Source organism: Pseudoalteromonas ulvae UL12 (assembly GCF_014925405.1).
Lineage (GTDB): Bacteria > Pseudomonadota > Gammaproteobacteria > Enterobacterales > Alteromonadaceae > Pseudoalteromonas > Pseudoalteromonas ulvae.
The window spans coordinates 111,775-130,827 of record NZ_AQHJ01000026.1; the positions used below are offsets into that span (position 1 = coordinate 111,775).

A 19,053-nucleotide genomic window follows, 5' to 3' on the forward strand; every position below is an offset into this window, starting at 1 on the left:
GCCAACAATCTCCCCGTGATCACGCCCGTAAAATAAGCAATTGATGAGTCCGGCATTTCATGGATGAAATGCAAGGTGAAGCTTGGCCATGGATGGCCTATCTTCACCACTGACGCTCACATCAATTGATTATTTGCAGGATTTAGCGTGATGTCGGGGCGCGGAGAGTGTCCAGAGAGGGGGCAGCGCTAGCCCCTCTTTGGCTGTCGTCGCCAGCGCGACAAAGATGTTAATTTGCAAACGAGTAATCCAGTTAAATAGCCGTCGAGCTAAAGCTCAACCTACAAATCACAAGTACGGCCAATCGCGACATAAAGTCACTGCTACAATTCGAACATACGAACTTTTCTCAAAGCTCAAACCGATGCCAAAACCCCGTGCTCACGCCCTAATATAAAACAGGCTAAATCTTGATTTCTATACATCATCACCTTTGACTGAGCGTTTCTCGCTCTAACCAAATATCAAATATCTAATATCGATAGTTTCTCTCACCCATTAAACCGACCCCAACAGCACATTAATCACCTTTTCTAAACAAGCCTCACACGCCGTTAAACTGTTAACTCCATACGAACGGCAAGTTCTGCTCTCAACATATACTGAACGTGAATCGCAGACATATAATTTAGGCAACTGGCATCTCACCACCTCTGACAGACACCCTTACAGATAAGCTATCTCTGTGCGATAATGTATAAGGATTGTGTGTTTTCCTATATTTTTTTCGAAGTTGAGTGTCATTAATTGCCCTACAATTATTTATACGCGCTTCACATAAAATGAATCCACGACTTTATACACACATGATCTCAAATACTAAAAAAAACGAAGACAGCTAGAAACAAACAATGAGCTTAAGCTCATGAAAAATGAGAGCTTTGGAACGCAATGACAACCACAGAATACAGCAGCGATACACCAAGTATCTTTTGGCACGACTATGAGACCTTTGGTGCCAACCCTCAAAAAGACCGTCCGAGTCAATTTGCAGGCGTGCGCACAGATTTAGATCTAAACATTATTGGTGAGCCACTGATTATTTATTGCAAGCCGGCTCCAGATTACTTACCCCATCCGCAAGCGTGTTTAATCACCGGGATCACCCCTCAGCATGCACAAAAACATGGTTTGATTGAAGCCGAGTTTATCGCCAAAATTCACCATGAATTCGCCAAGCCAAATACATGTGTGGCTGGTTATAATAGTATTCGCTTTGATGATGAAGTCAGTCGTTATGCATTTTACCGCAATTTTTATGATCCGTATGCTCGAGAATGGCAACACGGCAATAGCCGCTGGGACATTATTGACTTAGTGCGAGCCTGTTATGCTCTGCGCCCTGAAGGGATTAATTGGCCTCGAAAAGAAGATGGTAGCCCAAGTTTTAAATTAGAAGAGCTCACCAAAGCCAACGGCATTGAGCATGCCGCTGCGCACGATGCCTTATCGGATGTCACAGCAACTATCGCTTTGGCCAAGCTTATTAAAGATACGCAGCCAAAACTGTATGATTTTTTCTTTAAGTTGCGCTTTAAAAAGGCCGTGGCTGATTTATTTGATATTTTCAATATGGTGCCGCTGGTTCATACCTCATCAAAAATTCCAGCAAGCCAAGGTTGTACAACTTGGATTGCGCCCATGGCGTTTCATCCAGTCAATAAAAATGCAGTGATTTGTTTCAACCTCACCCATGATCCCAGCCCACTGCTTGAATTAACCGCTGACGAAATCCGCGGCAAACTCTACACTAAACGCAGTGAGTTAGCTGAAGGTGAACAACCGATAGGCTTAAAACTCGTGCACCTCAATAAATGCCCGATTGTCGCCCCCGCAAAAACCCTGTTGCCAGAAAACGCGGCTAATATTGGCATCGATCGCGAGCAATGTTTAAAACACTTGGCTGTACTCAAAGCACACCCTGAACTGCGCGAAAAAGTCACCGAGGTATTTCAATCACAACAAGACTTTACAGGCAGCGATAATTGCGATTACCAGCTCTATAGCGGCTTTACTTCCAATGCTGATAAACATAAGTTTGATATTATCCGTGAAGCGCAGCCGCAAAATCTAGCCACCTTAGGCCTTGAGTTTGAAGACAAAAAATTCGACACTTTATTATTTCGTTATCGCGCGCGTAACTACCCCGAAACTCTGTCACCGCAAGAAATTGAACAATGGCGAAAATACTGTCAGAACAAACTGATGCATGGCGAAGACAGTCCATCAATTGATGCCCAAGAATTCATGATGAACCTCGAAAACTTGGTCCATGAAAACGAAGGCAATGAACGCAACATGAGTATTCTAAAAGCCCTCTATCACTACGCACAAAATTTATAACTGTGAACTCTCAGCAAGAAAAACTAAAAAGGTGCTGTCGGCACCTTTTTTAATCTCTCACGCTTACTTATTACACTTATTTATCGCGGTTGCGCTCTAAACGAGACAATAAGCTTGAGGTATCGTGGCGATTGCCACCCATGGCTTGCACATCCGCATAAAATTGGTCAACTAATGCCGTAACGGGTAACGCCGCGCCATTGTTGCGGGCTTCACTTAGGGCGATGCCTAAATCTTTTCGCATCCAATCAACAGCAAAACCAAAATCGTATTCCCCTGCCCACATGGTTTTATGGCGGTTTTCCATTTGCCACGAACCGGCCGCGCCTTTAGCGATAGTGTCCATGACTTTTTCACCATCAAGGCCCGCAGAGCGGGCAAAATGCAATCCTTCAGCTAACCCCTGAACAACCCCTGCAATGCAAATTTGATTGACCATTTTACACAACTGCCCAGCACCAACAGGCCCTAACAATTGGCTAAAACGAGCGTAAGCCGCCATGACAGGTTGAGCACGATTAAACAGCGCCTCATCGCCTCCGCACATAATGGTCAACACGCCATTTTCAGCCCCGGCTTGCCCGCCAGATACTGGCGCATCCATAAATTGTACTTCATTTAACTTTGCAGCAGCGGCGACTTCTTTAGCAACATCCGCTGACGTGGTCGTATGATCGACCAGCGCAGCACCGGCCGCCATGGTCGACAACACACCATCGTTGCCGAGTGTGACTGCACGTAAATCATCATCATTTCCCACACAGATAAACACAAAATCAGCACCGGATGCGGCAAGTGCTGGGGTTTTTGCCACACTGCCGGGATATTGCTCGGCCCATTGCAGCGCCTTTTCTATAGTACGGTTATACACCGTGACTTTATACCCAGCTTTGGTTAAATGACCCGCCATAGGAAACCCCATAACGCCTAAGCCAATAAAGGCAACATTGATTGACATAATTTTGTCCTATTTGCTTGCTAAACTCTGATAATTAACATGATTATAAGGAGAACTCATTCGTTTTCCTACCCATTAAAAGGAAACCTAATGGCGTCTATTTTTGATTTTAGTGCCCCGCTTGCCAACGGTGAGCTGCTTGAACTTGCACAATTTCAAGGCCAACCGCTATTGATAGTCAATACTGCGAGTAAATGCGAGTTAACACCGCAATATGTCGCACTCGAGCAACTCTACCAAAAATACAAAGCGCAAGGCTTTCATGTACTGGCGTTCCCGTGTAATCAATTTGAAAACAAAGAACCGGCGCAAAATGATGAAATAAAACAGTTTTGTGAGCTACAATTCGGTATCAGCTTCCCGATATTCTCAAAAGTCGCTGTCAATGGCCCAGATGCGCTTCCGTTGTTTAACTTTCTTAAAACAAACTCTCGCGGCTTAATGCATGCTCGGGCAATTAAATGGAACTTTACCAAGTTTTTAATTAACCGCGCTGGTCAAGTCGAAGCTCGGTACGCCCCTCGTACTAAGCCAGATGCTATCAGTGCCGTAATAGAGAGCATTTTATAAGATGAACATTGCGTTTTTTAGTGCCCAAAAATACGAACAACCTTTTTTTAATGCCCACAATCTGGCAAACCATACCTTACGTTTTTTTTCTGAACCATTAAACACATTAACGGCTAAATTAGCCGAAGATTGCCAAGTTGTCTGCGCCTTTGTTAACGATGATCTCAGCGCTGAGGTATTAGCAACATTAAGTGCACTCAATGTTAAGCTTGTGACCTTACGTTGTGCAGGGTTTAACAATGTTGACCTCGCGGCCGCCAATTCTTTGGGTCTGCCAATCACTCGCGTGCCGGCCTACAGCCCAGAAGCCGTGGCAGAGCATTGTATCGCGCTCATGCTGACCTTGAGCCGAAAAACTCATAAAGCTTACAACCGAGTCAAAGAAGGTAATTTTGACCTGAATGGCTTATTAGGATTTAACTTGCACAACAAAACAGTGGGTGTAATTGGCACAGGTAAAATTGGCCAAGCACTGTGCCGTATTTTAAGTGGCTTTGGCGCCAACGTTTTAGCTTATGATCCCGCTCCTAGTATCGAGACTCTAAACTATGTCCCTTTGGATATGCTATTAACACAAAGCGATATCATCAGCTTACATTGCCCTCTTACGCCTGAGACTCATCATTTAATCGATGATGCCGCGTATGAAAAAATGAAAAAAGGCGTGATGCTGATTAATACTAGCCGCGGAGCCTTAGTGGACACTCGTGCCACTATTGCGGCACTCAAAAGCAAAACCTTAGGTTACTTAGGTTTAGATGTGTACGAGCAAGAGTCAGAATTATTCTTTAAAGACATGAGTGAAGAAATTATTCAAGATGATGAGTTTCAGCGCTTGCTGACCTTTCCAAATGTCCTTATCACTGGCCATCAAGGTTTTTTTACTCAAGAGGCACTACAAGAAATTGCTCATATCACTCATCAAAACATCGAACAATTAGTGCAAAACCAACCCTTTACCAATCAAGTTTTGCCCTAACATCTAGCCTCTAGCCTCTAGCCAATAAAAAAGCCGCTTAAGTCATCACAACTTGAGCGGCTTTTTCTTAACTTTTATGCTAACCAAACGCGACGTTTAAAAAGACCGCGGTCATTAAAACAGGGCAAACAAACCGTACATACTGGGCAAACCAATAATGAAAACCGCTGGTCACTTCGCGTAATTGATTACCACGACGCCACAACCAGCCCACAGTAATAAAGTAAAACAGCCCCATTAACGGCAATTGATACTGTGTAAATAACTGAATGACTAGGCCAAATAACCATTCAAAATTTAAAATAATTAAGCTAGAACACGCAAAAATGACTAAGGTCACTAACCAAGTGGCTTTACTACGACTGACTTGATGATTTTCAACTAAAAACGCAACCGGAATTTCTGTCGAAGAAATAGTCGAAGTAATAGAAGCTATCGACATCAACACAAAAAAGAAAAACCCAACCAATAACCCTATTTGGCCCATAGTTGCAAACAACTCAGGTAAGACAGCAAAAATTAAGCGCCCTTCACCAATGAGCTTACCATCTTGAAACACTTCCACACCTTGTTGTTGAGCAACAAAAATAGCCGGAATAATCAACAATCCAGCTAAAAATGCCACACTGGTATCGAGCAGTGCCACCGATAAAGCAAGCTTAGGTAAGTTTTCATTAGGCTTTAAATACGAGCCATAAATCATCATACAACCAACCCCAAGCGACAAAGAGAAAAACGCTTGTCCCATGGCTGCAATAATTAAATCAGGATCGCGAATTTGCGAAAAATCAGGCACCAAATATGCCGAAAACCCAGCCATCGCCCCTTCTAATGTGCCGATATACACAATCAATCCAACCAGCAACAGCAACAACATGGGCATTAAGCGGCGAGACCAAGTTTCAATGCCTGATTTCACCCCTTGTAGAATAATTAAGGCGGTAAAGAATAAAATCACGGGAGTAAAAATAAAGTTCCGCAGCATAGTATCGCTGTTTAGAAACTCAGCAAGGGCTTGCCAACCAAAAAATGTCGCAATGGGCTCAATACTGTAAGCAATCATCCAACCTGCGACTATCGAATAAAAACTCAGCATGACGATGGCACCACTTAACCCTATGTACCCCGCAGCCGCGCCCATTTTCGCGCTTTGCTCTGCACAGGCTTTTTTAAGTGCAACGACTGGGTTTGCTTGTGCACTGTGACCTAAATACAACTCAGTATATAAAGCCGGTAAAGCCAACAAAAAGATAACAATAAAATACACCAGTAAAAATGCACCACCGCCGTGATTGGCCGCTTGTGTTGGAAAACCCCAAATATTACCTAGCCCGACCGCTGCCCCGGCTGCAGCTAAAACAAAACCTAATCGGCTTTGAAAGCCATCTCTTAGTTGTGCCATTTTCCGCTCATCTTTTGTTATTTTGCGCTATTAAACCATATTGAACGCGCTTCATATAGCTAAAACAGTACCAAGGATCACTTACTTAGGTATAATTCATAACCAATTGAACTTAATTGCTGAGTTTTTATGCCAATTGACTATTTTGCCAACACTCTGACCATTCAACATGGCACTGAAGATGACTTTAGCTTGTCAGAAAAACAGCTGGCTGTTTGGTTATGTGATGGCTCAAATGCCGATCTACAAACACTCAATCTTAAGCAAATTCTTCATCCAGATGAACATTGCATCTTAGCGCAGCGTAAAAAACAGCAAGCTCAGCAAGAATATTGCATCAGCCGAATGATTATCAAACGTGTATTGGTGAGCACCTTTGGCGCAAACGCCACCGAGTTTGCTAGCCGCTTTGATGCTGAGCAAAGACAATTACAGCTTTGGCATCATGACCAACTTTTACCCGTTTCGGTGAGTTTATCCCATTCGAACGGCTTTGTGGCTGTGGCAATGAGCCTTGGCAACCACGCATTTGGCCTTGATTTAGAGCGCACCAATAAACCCCGCGCTTTTTTAAAACTCGCCAAGCACTTTTATCATCCAGACGAAGTCGAACTAATTGAACAAAGTGCAGCTAATGAGCAACAAGCTGCCTGTTTTTATCGGATTTGGACGCTTAAAGAAGCACTCGCCAAGACACTCAAAAAGCCCATTGCACAATTGCTACGCCCTAACGTATTCGAACTCATTCAATCCAATCAGTTACATAGCCAGAGCACGCAAATCAACCAGTTTGATTTAAGTTTGATCTGTGCTTCGCCTCTCGAATTTAAACACATCCAAGCCTCTACACTCAATGAAAAGAGTTTGTCAATAAATTGATTTAATTAGGGTCTGTTGACCTTTCAGGGTTAAATTTGCAGCAGTCTGTTTGGTATTTAGGCAAGGCAGCACCTATGTGGTGTGGTGTTCCCCATAAATAGGTGATAACGCAGCATCAATGCCAAACAGGCGCTGCCCTTCGGGTTCTGCCCAGGAGCGAATTACTCTTTGTTGCTCGGTTTTGACTTAGCCCGCTAGGTTACAAACCTCACGCCGCGATTAAATCGCTCCTAGTTTGAACAAATTTTAATCCGCAAAGGTCAACAGACCCTAACAGTTCCCTCTTCTTTCACAAATATCTACCATTCACTATTTAACGAAAAATCACTAAATAAATAATCCGACACAAAAAACGAGCCTGTTGGCTCGTTTTTACATTCTGATGCTTTAATTATGCTTCAAGTAATCGACGGTGAATCGATTGCACCACAGCATCTGATTCTGTCTGTTCAACCAAAAAGCACAAATTATGTTTGCTCGCACCGTGGCAAATCATCCGAATATTAAAATCAGCTAACACTTGCATCAGGTTCATTTCGTGCTGGCGTAATTGAATTTCAGAGCCAACTAAAGCAACTAGAGTTAAGTTGTTTTCAACCGTGACATGACAAAACTCACTTAAACGCTCTAGACACGCCTGATCAAGTTCTGGGCGACTGGCATTGGGCGCATTATCTAACGTCAACGCCACGCTGATTTCTGAGGTAGTAACGAGATCTACCGAAATGTTCGACTCAGATAAAATCGTAAACACTCGTGCTAAAAAGCCACTGGCGAGCAGCATTTCTGGGCTTTTTAACGTCAAGAGTATTTGGTTTTTACGCTGAGTAACCGCGCGAATGCCCGGATGCTGCGATTTTTCTTTTTCAATCCAAGTGCCTCCTTGATGAGGCTCACGGCTTGAACCGACAAATACACTAATTCCAGCGCGGCTGGCCGGTAAAATAGTGGCAGGGTGTAAGACTTTTGCACCAAACGTGGCCATTTCGGCTGCTTCATCAAAGCTTAGTTTTGCGATTGGGCGGGCTTTTTCACATAAACGCGGATCGGTACTGAAAATCCCCACCACATCGGTCCAAATATGGACACTTTTTGCCGAAACCGCTTCGGCCAGTAATGCTGCACTGTAATCTGAGCCACCGCGCCCAAGAGTGGTTGTTCGGCCATGCTGATCAGAGCCAATAAAACCTTGTGTCACTATCACCGCATCATCCAGTAAGGGTACTAAGTGAGCCTCAGCAGCTTGTTTGGTCGCAGCAACATTGGGAGAGGCTTTACCAAAATGGGCGTCGGTTTTTAATACTGTACGTACATCAAAGCGCTGTGCATTCACCCCAACGTCACGCAATACTTGGCTGAATAAACACGATGATAAACGCTCACCAAAACTAAGTAATTCGTCGTTATGTTGTTCGCTGGTACTGATAATTGCAGCACAACGCTCAAATTCCGCCAAAGTTTGCGAAAACACTGTGGCTAAATCAGCTTCAAGGGTTAAATGCGCCAAAATATTATTTTGAATAGCCAACACACCATCAATATGAGATTGGCGCTCATCGGCAGAAATATTGTTTTGGCTTAACGCCACTAAGTGATTGGTGACACCCGCACTGGCACTAACAGCCACCAGGCGAACATGATTATCGTCATGGATAATTTGCGCACAGCGCTGCATTGCAGGGTAATCGGCTAAACTTGTGCCACCAAACTTGGCAACAACATAAGATGAATTCATTGGGTCTCCTTATTTATTAGCAAGGCTAATAAATGCTACTCAAGGAGAACTGCACGGCAAGGGTACTGAAGGTAATCGATGTAATCCACTGCCAGAAGCTCTCCACCATTAATTGGTGACAGTTCAGAGGATTCAGCCTCTAAAACCGAGAAAATAACACTGCGGTGTGCATTTTCCCTCGGCGAAGGTCCCCCTCGATACATAGTCACTAGACACCGCGTCCTCATATGTACTACCTGGCCTTCGCACCTCTTCTGAATTACCTGTCTAAAACAGGCAATAAAAACCCCACTCGAAAGCGGGGTTTTAAATCTAACGTTTAGACGTCTAGCTGTCAATCATTAATTTATTTGACAACAGGGCTGCCCACTTACATTGTCATCATAAAGCCCGCAAAGTACGAACCGACATAACCAATGGTGTAAGCAATAAGCAAGTAGACACTCTGGCGTAAATAACTCACAAAGGTCAGCTCTTTGACTTTACTCATTGCAATAATACCTGCCGCAGAGCCGATAATGAGCATCGAGCCGCCTACGCCAGTGGCATACGTAAAGGTCAACCATTGACGTGCATCCATTGCAATATCAGCTTTGAGCAACGCCGCTGTCAGGGGCACATTATCAACAGCTGCCGACAGTAAACCCATAATGTAATTGGCATATTCTGGGGCTAAAATTTCATACAGATGGGTAAATTGTTTCAAAACCCCCACTTCTTTCATCGCGCCAACGAGCAATAAAACTCCTACGAAAAACAGCAAGGTGTCGTATTCAATTTCACGAATATAATCGATGATTTTTTTGTTGACGTCTTTTTTGCGCATTAAAAATTGTGCGACTAAAAACATTAAGCTTAAACCGAACAAAAATGTTAATAATGGCGGTACAGAATACAAAACGCTGAGCGCCAAGGTACCAAAAATAGTCGAAAGAAAAATAACTGCGATGGTGATATCGGTTTTTTCTACCCGGCGGTTGGCTTGCTCTTCAAACACTACCGTGCCATTCATCCCTACAGATAACATCCCAGCAAGTGCAATCACACTGACAACCGCTGGCGCAATCAATAACAATAAATGACCTATGGTGACTTTATCGGCTAAGAAAATCATCAAAGTGGTGACATCACCTGTAATCAATGATACTCCGCCAGAGTTAACCGCAAAAATAATTAAGGTGGTGTATTTGATGAGCTTTTTACCATCTAACTTCAGCGACATCACCACAGCTAACGAAATAAGTGTGGCAGTAACATTGTCAGAAATCGACGAGAACAAAAAGGCAAAGCCGCCGACCAAAAACATCAGCTTGCGTTCACTGATTTGTTTGGGCATCACTCTTTGTACTAAATTTTGAATAAACCCTTTGGAGTTTAAGTACGCAACAAAGGTCATCGCAGCCATTAAAAAGAGCCATAAAGTGGCTATCTCTAAGATGTTGTGATCTAGCTCATGTTGTATAGTTTCAGGGCTTTGGCCATGAATTGGGAAGATAAAAGCGATTATCCAACATAAAGTACCAAAAAAAAGCGTGGTTTTGGCCTTGTTTACATGGATAATATCCTCTATAACGATAAGCACAAACGCGAGTGCAATTAGCGACAGAATGATACCGGTAACCATTTTTCGTTAACAACCTTTAATAGAAAAGTAAAATATTTGCGTTACAATCAAGCGGCGCGTAGTCTAGCACTTAAAAGTACATAAAACTACCGGAGTGTACCGACGATTTTAGTCGTGGTAACTCAAATCAGAATAGATATTAATCAAGCAGTGGATAGTTATGATCCCACCGAAAAAAATACTCAATATTTTGTCTGAACATTGGCCTCTAATTGAGACCTTGATCACCCGTTTTAACATGGCCGATTTCAACATCCACGATGTGCAAACCATTTTAAAAGCAAAATACCCAAGCTGGACAGGCGAAAAAGTTTTTAAAGAAGCCAACCGCCTGCTCACACACGATATTGTTATTCCGCTCGCCAAATCATCTCAGCTCGAGCTCAATCGTTCGATCGCAGAATTTGCTCAATACTTATTACAAGAAGAAAATTTAGGTATTGCTGAAGAAGTGCACGTGCTGGTGCGTGATTTAGCCCGTTTAGGCCAGCGTTTAACTCAAGCAGGCCAAGATGAAGACATTGATGAGTTGCGCCGTTATGCCCGTATTATGGATGAACGGGTGCGAAAAATTGTTAAACTTTTTTACCACAACGAAAATGCAATTTTAAACATCGTTGAACAAGCCAAAGCGGATGAATCACACCGTTCGTTGGCCAAACGCTACCAAGCAGTGATTGAAGCCTTTGATCAATACATCGAACCCATGCTCGAAATGATTGATATCGGCGGGGAATTCAAAGCCTGTTTTACCACCATCGAAACTCACATCAGCGATTTACTTGAGCAAATTAGCCTCTCGGGTAAATTATTTAGTGAAAAACGTCAACTTGAACAATTACGTACCCGAATTTTAGATATGCACCTCAGTGGCCGCGAAAGCTTGCGCAAAAGTGCCGATATGCTGATGCCACTGCGGGAAGAGCTGCGCCGCAATACGTTATTAACGCGACAAGTCGCAAAAGTGCTTGGGGTGATCCGTAAACAAGGGGTCGATGCCACATTAAGCCACAGCCAACCTCATATCACTTCAGATCTACAAAAGTTTTCTCTCGGTCAAGCTCATCAAATGGTCGCCTACATGGCTCACATTGCACAATTTGAGCAAGAGGAATACCAATTGCCCGATCAATCTCATGTGCCGGCCTTTATCAACCCGAATATTCCCGAGTACAACGCGGTCAAAACTCGCTTTAATGCGCAGCTGGCTTTATCCAGTGACAACGCACAACCGCACAATATTATCAATTGGCTCGACACCACCTATCCGGCTCTTGAAGCCGATGAAATGCTTTTTCTGTATCAGAAATTAGCTAATGACGATCAGTTACACGTCGCCCACAGTGACGACGCAACCATTATTACTCTTGCCGATACGCAATTTAAACTTCACCCGTATCAGGCCACTTTAAAAACTAACTAATATGACACAGATAAATTTAGCTGAACTTACTGAGCTACAAACCATTAATAAAAAACTCGTCAGTGGTTACCATATCAGTGAACAAGATGTGCAACTTTGGCAACAACTCGACCATTATCACGAGCAATATACTGCGCTATTTGAGGCGCTGGGCCATCAACTAATCAAAGACGGCCGAGGGTTTTATTACCTCGAGATCGAAGACAGCACCCCAAACATGGGCAAAATATCCCGAGCCTTTGCCTTAACTACCTATGTGTTGGTCGAACATTTCGCCAATCAAGGTAAAGATCCCCTGCGCGCCCTCTTCGAACACGTCTGCGATTTAGAGCTGATGCAAACGTTAGTGCAAAACAATAAACATTTGTTTGACCAACTCGAAATTTTTTCAGGCTCAGACTTACGTAAAGATGTGTTTATGCGTATGAACCGTTTTGGTTTAGCCAAAGAAGTAGAACAAGGTTTTGTAGTACAAAGCCCCATTTATCGCTACCTTGATGCGCTTATGGAAATTAATCATATTGATGAGGAGGAGCAACAATAATGGAACAATTATTCGGCTTAACCAAATTAGCCCTTCTCAACACCGCAGGCTATGCCAAGTGTGTGATCCCACTTGATAAAAGTAGCTCAATCTGCGCGCCGAACAACACCGGTAAAAGTTCGGTGATTAATGCCTTACAGTTTCCACTAATTAATGATTTGCGCCTTACAGAGTGGGATGGCCATGATTTAGAAGAAACCAGAAAATTCTATTTTAGTTCAGATCAATCCTATATTTTACTCGAAGCAGAGCTGCCTCATGGGCCGGTGGTGATAGGTGTGGCGGGCCTTGGAAAAATAGCTGGGTTTGCCCATCAGTTTTTTTGTTACAACGGTAAACTGAATATTACTGACTACACCCAAGGTAAAACCATCGTTAAATACACGCAGTTATTTAATCATTTAAAGTCACTCAGTTTTTCACCGTTTGAATTAAAAGCCCAAGAACTCAATGCATTACTAACAGGTGGCGCGAGCCCGTTCGACAGTGAAATCAGTCTTAAAATGATTCCACTTAACAATGTACAAGACTCGGCGATTTACAAAGAAATTTTCCGTAAGATCTTAAACTTACACAAGCTCGGTGCCCCCGATGTTAAGCGCTTTATGTTACGTGTTTTTGAGCGTCATATGTCTAACTCTAAGGTCGACTTTTATGAAGTTTGGCGCCGCGCATTTGATAAAGTCAATCGTTCACGGCGTGAACTCAAAGCTCTCGAATCCATGCAAGAGCCCATCAGCGCCCTTGAAGCAATGCTTGAAAATCAAAGTGTGCTAAAAGGAAAACTCGCTACGCACGCACCAAAAATCGATCAAGCTCTGGTGGATTTTGAGCAATACCAGCAAGCTCAACTCGATGAGCTTGAGCATAACCTCGCCGAAATCGAAACTGAAAAACACGACTTTGAGCAAAAGCAAAATTTATATGTGCAGCAGTTACGGGACATAGAACGTAAATCAGCCCAGCTTGAGCAATGGTTTAACCAATTCAATGCCTTGTCTCATGAATTTGAGTTAGCCGATGAAAGTACTTTAAAAACCAATTTAGCCAATTTAAGACAACAATATGATCAGTTGTCTCATTCGATTACCAGTGCGCAAGGGCAAAGTCTGCATACCTTAGATTTTCGAATCAAAGAAACCGAAAAACAAATCAAAAGCCTGAAGTTACAACTCAAAAATCTTGAATACAATTTATTTACTCGCATGCGAGAAGAGCTGTCACTGAAAGAAGTCGAAGAAATATCCCGTATTTTTAATCCTGATTTATTTAGTTTGGCTACAGGCAGCCAAGGGGATGTCACCATTGATGACGAGCAAGCCTTTGGTGAGTTTTTGACGGTATTATCAGATGCAGTCAAAGGCGGTGTTTTAACGCTTCCAGGCGCGAACATCAAACTAAAAAAACTGCCCGCTCTGCACATGCAAACTGGCGATGATAAACAGCATATTCAAGCGCAGCTTGAAGCATTAAAAACGGCCCTAGTTGATTTTGCTCGCCAACGAGACGTTGCGGCCAATGTCGCTGGTAAACAAGCCGAAAAAGAAGCGCTTTATCAAGAGCTCATGGGAATTGAAAGTGCACTAGAGCGCTTTGCTACCTACCACACTATGCTGCAAAGTGAAGCCGCACAGGCGATGCTACAAGAGCAACTAACAGCCGAGCAAGAACAAGTGGCCGACTTACTACAAGAAGTACAACGAGATGCAGCAGGCATTACTGATCGCCGTTCAATTGTAAAAAGTAAAAAAGATCAACTCCAGCGCCAAGCCGACCGCTTGCGCCAAGTGAAATCGGAGCGTATTGATCACACTCTCGATTACTACTCAGGTAAGGTCACACCTTATTTAATCGATATCATGATCGATTTTGATAATTTAGCTGATTTAGTGCATCGTTTTAATAAAGATTGCCAAGAGCTGCGCAATTTTGACATCAATGTGCGCAATACTTACCTGCACATTTATAATGCGGGCATTGCAAAATTTGACAACGAACCTGACGAGCTAACCAAATACCAAAAATTAATCGCGGCCTTTCATAATCTTGATAATGAGCGCGAAGCGGTAGAGCGCCAAGCTCGGGTAGCACTCACTGAAGTCGCCGCCACCATAAAAGGCCTGCGAGAAGATCTCGACCGTTTACGCCGAGAAATGAATAGTTTCAATAAAGGCATTAGCCAGCATCAGATCTCAAATCTTCAAGCGTTTAAAATCAATGTGCTGCCTCGTAAACAGTTAATTGAGAGTATCGATACCATTATTGGTGCTGCTAACCTTTACGAACAAGGCGATACCCTTGATTTGCTGTCAAGTGAACCTGCCGATGAAAAAGTCGTCAATGCAGCCAAAGATCATTTAATTCAGTTTGCCAGCGACAAAGCTGGGCTCACACTCGCAGATTTGTTTGATATTCGTTTTGAAGTGGTCAATCGTGCAGGCGATATTGATCATTTTGATAAAATAGATTCTGCTGGCTCAAATGGTACCCGTATCACGATTAAACTCTTGTGCGGCATGCTCTTTATCCGTTATCTATTATCGGATCAGGAACAAAATCGCTACCGCATTCCGATTTATATTGATGAAGCGGCTGACATCGATCCACAAAATCAAAAAGCCATTATTGAAACAGCGCTGAGCTTTGGTTTTGTGCCCATTTTTGCTTCAGTGAAACCTCAAATCAGCTGTGATTACATTGTGCCGATCCGTACCGTTGAACAAGGAGCTCAAAACTGGGTGGATGAAAAGGATTGGATTGAAGTACAACACCCCAAGAATTAAACAACGAACCGTTAAATACAGCACCGCTGAACATGGCACTGTTAAACAGGGAGCTGTTTAACAAAGCAAACCATCCAGAATATTCGGATTGTTTGCTTTGTATCTCGCACATATCACCACCGAAATTAGATCTTTAAAACACCTATAAAAAAGCCCCGCATTAAGCGAGGCTCTTAAAGTCGTTAATCATCGACTTATTTATTAAATTCTGCAATTTCGATACTAACGCGGCGGTTTTTAAAACGCTCACTTAGAATCGTATTATCACCAAATTTTTCTGTTTCACCGACAGGCTTGATGCTCAGTTGTGACTCAGATACACCTTGACTGATAAGGTAAGCTGCAACTGCATTAGCACGGCGAAGTGCTAGCTTTTCATTATATTCGTTAGAGCCTAAGCTATCTGTAAAGCCCATTAAGGCTGCATTTGCTTGTGGGTAGTTAACAAGGTGCGCCGCAACTTGTGCTAACTCAGCCGTTACTTTTACTTCTGACTTATCAAAATCAAATAATGCGTGTGCTTGAACTGCTTCAACAACCACAGGTGCAACAACAACTGGCTCTGCGACAACTTCTTCGACGACCGTTTCTTCTACGATTGCTTCTTCAACTACTGGTGCAGATTTAACCGGTGCTGATGCTTGGTTTTTACCAAAGCGATACACTAAACCTAGTGTAGTCAGGTGACCATGATCGCCAGCGAATTCTCTGTCGCCTAAGTCGTGGATAAAGTTATATTCAGCACGTGCTTGCAAGCTTGGTGTAAAGTCATAGCTTAAACCTAGGCCAAATAAACCAGCCCAGCCTTTATCGTCAAATGAACCGGCAATGCTGCGTTCTTCACCGTCATAATACATAGCACCTAATTTAGTGAAAATATTGACATGTTCAGTAACTGGAAGATTAACCACACCAGCAAGCTCATAACCACGCATACTAGTAACGGCTTTATTTTGCATCGTATTTAGCAATGAAGTGGTGCTGTAGTCACCTAAATCAGTATAACCAAACTCTAATGCGAGGTTTTGCGTGAATTCATAACCTGAAAACACACTCCAAGCGCTATCACTGCTATCGCAGCTAATGAAAGCCGGATTACATAAATCATCTTGACGTTTGCGGCCAAACTCACCACCGATATACCAATCTTTAAAATTAAACCCTTCCTCATTGTTTGCGTCAGCAGCAAATACTGACGAAGAGAAAAGACAAGTACTTAAGACAGAGGTCGCTAGTGTCAACGCGGTCGATAATTTAGACATGAATAAATAATCCCTGTAGGAGGTAAAAGTAATGCTTATTTCCGATGGCTGCATTTTAGAGAAACCAAATGACAATAACAAGGCAATCACTAAAATAAATCAATGAATTAACATCAAGTTAGATGTTTAATTTTTAATCACCACGAAAATAATTGATTTTTCCTCGGCTAGACGCGCTCGCTTGTTCCTATTTCTACTTTAAGATAGACTCGAGGCTTAGAAATTCCAAGGAGAGGACACAATGAAAAAGCTTATATTTTGCTTTGATGGCACCTGTAACCACCCTGCCGATAACGAGGATTATGTCTCAGATACCAGCATTACCAATATTGTTAAATTACATTTACTGTTAGCTGGCGATTTAAACAATCCGAGCGCCGCAAATGAGCAACCGCAAACCAGTTTTTATTATTCGGGCGTTGGCACCTATGGCTCTTGGTTAAGCAGAGCCTTTAACTCAGTGTTTGCACCTGAATTTGCAGACGTAAAAACCATCTTGGCACAAGCGCAGCAAGACCTCGCATTATATGCAGAACAAGATGTCGAAGTGTTCATCTTTGGTTTTAGCCGAGGCGCAGCGTTAGCGAGACGATTTGCCGCGTCTATATCTCACCATGTCGCGTTTTTGGGCGTGTTCGATACTGTTGCAGCCATCGGACTCACCGATCTTAATGCGACGACTCGCCCTGCCAGCGATGTGGTGTTCGAAAATGGCTCATTAAGTGATAACGTGCGCCATGCTGTCCACCTTGTTGCATTAGATGAACGACGCCTCGCTTTTCAGCCTACTTTATTTAATCAATCAGAAAATGTACTTGAGGTGTGGTTTGCCGGGGCGCATTCTGACATCGGTGGTGGGTTTTGGTTCGATGGCCTCTCAGACATCACCCTTTCATTTATGATGCAACAAGCCTATCTCGCTGGCTTGGAGTTTTTACAACCCAACGATATCGACTTTAGCCAGTTAAATGATGATCATGGGCTGTCTATCGGTGCAGACGATATTGATATTGTGCCTTTGATTGATGGTGTACTTCATGATTTGCAACGCTCTCAAAAGATGGCGCGTCAAACATTAGCACCGCGCCAACTCTGTGTGCATAACAATGATCTTCCTGCGACTGATCTAATCCCTATCATTCATCACAGTGTGCTCGAACGCATCAATTCGGTCACCGCTTATCGACCAGTATCACTTCGCAATCAAACGTATCAAATTTATTTGCCCAGCGGCGAGTTATCTGATGTCAAAACGGGGATTGCCGATTTGCGTTTGCCTCGAAACAATCAGTGTTGAACATAGAGAACCAACTGAGTTAACAAGCGGCGCCTATTCAAATGTCAGAGCAAAAAAAAGCGTGTATCAAAAATACACGCCTTTTTTAAGCTTACAATTAAGGTGACTGTTACTTAACTTGCCACTCAATTGTTTCGCCAGCACGAATAGGAACCACTTTATCGCCTCCTAGCGGATAAAACTCGGGCACATTCCAACTGGCTTTTTCTAATGTAATGGTATCTGAGTTGCGCGGTAAATTATAAAAATCAGGGCCATTATGGCTGGCAAACGCTTCGAGTTTATCTAATGCCCCTGCCAGTTCAAACGCTTCAGCGTAAAGTTCAATGGCCGCATGTGCTGTGTATGAACCTGCACAACCACAAGCCGCTTCTTTTTTGTCTTTCATATGTGGAGCCGAATCAGTGCCTAAAAAGAACTTTTTAGAGCCACTCGTTGCAGCTTTCACTAATGCATCTTGGTGAATATTGCGTTTTAAAATCGGTAAGCAGTAAAAGTGTGGACGGATCCCACCGGCTAACATGTGATTACGGTTATACAATAAATGATGTGCCGTGATGGTCGCAGCAATATTGTCTCCAGCTTCATTTACAAACGCCACCGCGTCGGCCGTGGTGATATGCTCAAGCACAACTTTTAATGTTGGGAAGTCACTCACTAGCTTTTTGAGCTTAGTTTCAATAAAGATTTTCTCACGGTCAAAAATATCAATACTTGAATCAGTCACTTCGCCATGCACAAGCAATAACATGCCCACTTCTTCCATTGCAGCAAACACAGGTGCCATATTTTCAATAGAAGTCACGCCCGAGTCTGAATTGGTGGTTGCACCAGCAGGGTAAAGCTTGGCTGCAAACACGTGTCCTGTTGCATGGGCTTTTTTGATTTCTTCTGGGCTTGTTTTATCTGTTAAATACAACACCATTAACGGTTTGAAGTTGCCTTGCGGCTGCTGGGCTAAAATTCGTTCACGGTAAGCAAGTGCCAGTTCAGTATTGGTCACTGGAGGGACAAGATTTGGCATGATAATCGCTCTGCCCATGTAGCGGCTGACATCGCGAACCGTATCATTAAGTTGTTCGCCATCTCTTAAATGAATGTGCCAATCATCAGGGCGGGTAATCGTAATACTTGTCATTGCTTTATTTTCCATTGCGAAATTTAGACGATCATATTCATAGACGGCTAACCTGTAAAGTGGATTACTCAATTAGCTTTCAAATTTCGGATTTTTAACCTGTGCGGCCTCGCAAC

14 protein-coding genes and 1 riboswitch are annotated in these 19,053 nt (G+C 43.1%); of the genes, 8 read left to right on the plus strand and 6 right to left on the minus strand.

Features of this window, described 5'->3' with window-relative positions:
• Window positions 1–891: 891 nt before the first annotated feature.
• On the plus strand, window positions 892–2,343 hold the full coding sequence (gene sbcB / locus PULV_RS07805; RefSeq protein WP_193331396.1) for an exodeoxyribonuclease I: 1,452 nt from the start codon (window positions 892–894) through the stop codon (window positions 2,341–2,343).
• 76 nt (window positions 2,344–2,419) lie between these two features.
• Here the strand turns inward: sbcB and PULV_RS07810 are convergent, their stop codons facing one another.
• A complete protein-coding gene (locus PULV_RS07810; RefSeq protein ID WP_193331397.1) occupies window positions 2,420–3,301 on the minus strand; it encodes an NAD(P)-dependent oxidoreductase in 882 nt (293 codons plus the stop codon).
• Between the two features lie 90 nt (window positions 3,302–3,391).
• Here PULV_RS07810 and PULV_RS07815 point away from each other — a divergent pair, with 90 nt between their 5' ends.
• Together PULV_RS07815 and PULV_RS07820 are read left to right on the plus strand one after the other, a co-directional pair.
• Entirely contained in the window at window positions 3,392–3,871 is a 480-nt protein-coding gene (locus PULV_RS07815) for a glutathione peroxidase (protein WP_086742331.1), read from the plus strand.
• 1 nt (window position 3,872) lies between these two features.
• Window positions 3,873–4,850 carry a 2-hydroxyacid dehydrogenase gene (locus tag PULV_RS07820; RefSeq protein ID WP_193331398.1) on the plus strand — a complete coding sequence of 326 codons (978 nt, stop codon included), beginning with the start codon at window positions 3,873–3,875 and terminating at the stop codon, window positions 4,848–4,850.
• A 79-nt stretch (window positions 4,851–4,929) separates the two neighbouring features.
• Here PULV_RS07820 and PULV_RS07825 read toward each other — a convergent pair whose 3' ends face one another.
• Complete coding sequence (locus tag PULV_RS07825) at window positions 4,930–6,252, minus strand: sodium-dependent transporter (protein ID WP_193331399.1); 1,323 nt, start codon at window positions 6,250–6,252, stop codon at window positions 4,930–4,932.
• A gap of 129 nt (window positions 6,253–6,381) precedes the next feature.
• On the opposite strand from PULV_RS07825, the gene PULV_RS07830 reads away from it, so the two are divergent.
• Window positions 6,382–7,131, plus strand: a complete 750-nt coding sequence (locus PULV_RS07830) for a 4'-phosphopantetheinyl transferase family protein (RefSeq protein ID WP_193331400.1) — start codon at window positions 6,382–6,384, stop codon at window positions 7,129–7,131.
• Between the two features lie 391 nt (window positions 7,132–7,522).
• Here the strand turns inward: PULV_RS07830 and lysC are convergent, their stop codons facing one another.
• Both lysC and nhaD read right to left on the minus strand, forming a co-directional pair.
• Window positions 7,523–8,866 carry a lysine-sensitive aspartokinase 3 gene (lysC, locus tag PULV_RS07835; RefSeq protein ID WP_193331401.1) on the minus strand — a complete coding sequence of 448 codons (1,344 nt, stop codon included), beginning with the start codon at window positions 8,864–8,866 and terminating at the stop codon, window positions 7,523–7,525.
• A gap of 87 nt (window positions 8,867–8,953) precedes the next feature.
• A riboswitch (Lysine riboswitch) is annotated at window positions 8,954–9,128 on the minus strand.
• A 108-nt stretch (window positions 9,129–9,236) separates the two neighbouring features.
• Window positions 9,237–10,490 (minus strand): sodium:proton antiporter NhaD, encoded by a 1,254-nt coding sequence (gene nhaD / locus PULV_RS07840; protein ID WP_193331402.1) that lies wholly within the window; start codon window positions 10,488–10,490, stop codon window positions 9,237–9,239.
• A 160-nt stretch (window positions 10,491–10,650) separates the two neighbouring features.
• Between nhaD and PULV_RS07845 the strand changes: the two genes are divergently transcribed.
• The 3 genes from PULV_RS07845 to PULV_RS07855 are packed head-to-tail and all read left to right on the plus strand — an operon-like array spanning window position 10,651 to window position 15,240.
• On the plus strand, window positions 10,651–11,913 hold the full coding sequence (locus PULV_RS07845; protein WP_086742337.1) for a hypothetical protein: 1,263 nt from the start codon (window positions 10,651–10,653) through the stop codon (window positions 11,911–11,913).
• Between the two features lies 1 nt (window position 11,914).
• Window positions 11,915–12,457 (plus strand): condensin complex protein MksE, encoded by a 543-nt coding sequence (locus PULV_RS07850; protein WP_086742338.1) that lies wholly within the window; start codon window positions 11,915–11,917, stop codon window positions 12,455–12,457.
• Window positions 12,457–15,240, plus strand: a complete 2,784-nt coding sequence (locus PULV_RS07855) for a coiled-coil domain-containing protein (protein ID WP_193331403.1) — start codon at window positions 12,457–12,459, stop codon at window positions 15,238–15,240. Before PULV_RS07850 ends, PULV_RS07855 begins: the two co-directional genes overlap by 1 nt.
• Window positions 15,241–15,434: 194 nt before the next feature.
• Here PULV_RS07855 and PULV_RS07860 read toward each other — a convergent pair whose 3' ends face one another.
• Window positions 15,435–16,502 (minus strand): OmpA family protein, encoded by a 1,068-nt coding sequence (locus tag PULV_RS07860; RefSeq protein WP_193331404.1) that lies wholly within the window; start codon window positions 16,500–16,502, stop codon window positions 15,435–15,437.
• A 241-nt stretch (window positions 16,503–16,743) separates the two neighbouring features.
• Between PULV_RS07860 and PULV_RS07865 the strand changes: the two genes are divergently transcribed.
• Window positions 16,744–17,799 (plus strand): phospholipase effector Tle1 domain-containing protein, encoded by a 1,056-nt coding sequence (locus PULV_RS07865; RefSeq protein ID WP_193331405.1) that lies wholly within the window; start codon window positions 16,744–16,746, stop codon window positions 17,797–17,799.
• A gap of 109 nt (window positions 17,800–17,908) precedes the next feature.
• On the opposite strand, the gene pyrC is transcribed toward PULV_RS07865, so the two are convergent.
• Window positions 17,909–18,937, minus strand: coding sequence for a dihydroorotase (gene pyrC / locus PULV_RS07870; RefSeq protein ID WP_086743172.1), 1,029 nt, complete (start codon window positions 18,935–18,937; stop codon window positions 17,909–17,911).
• Window positions 18,938–19,053: the final 116 nt, after the last annotated feature.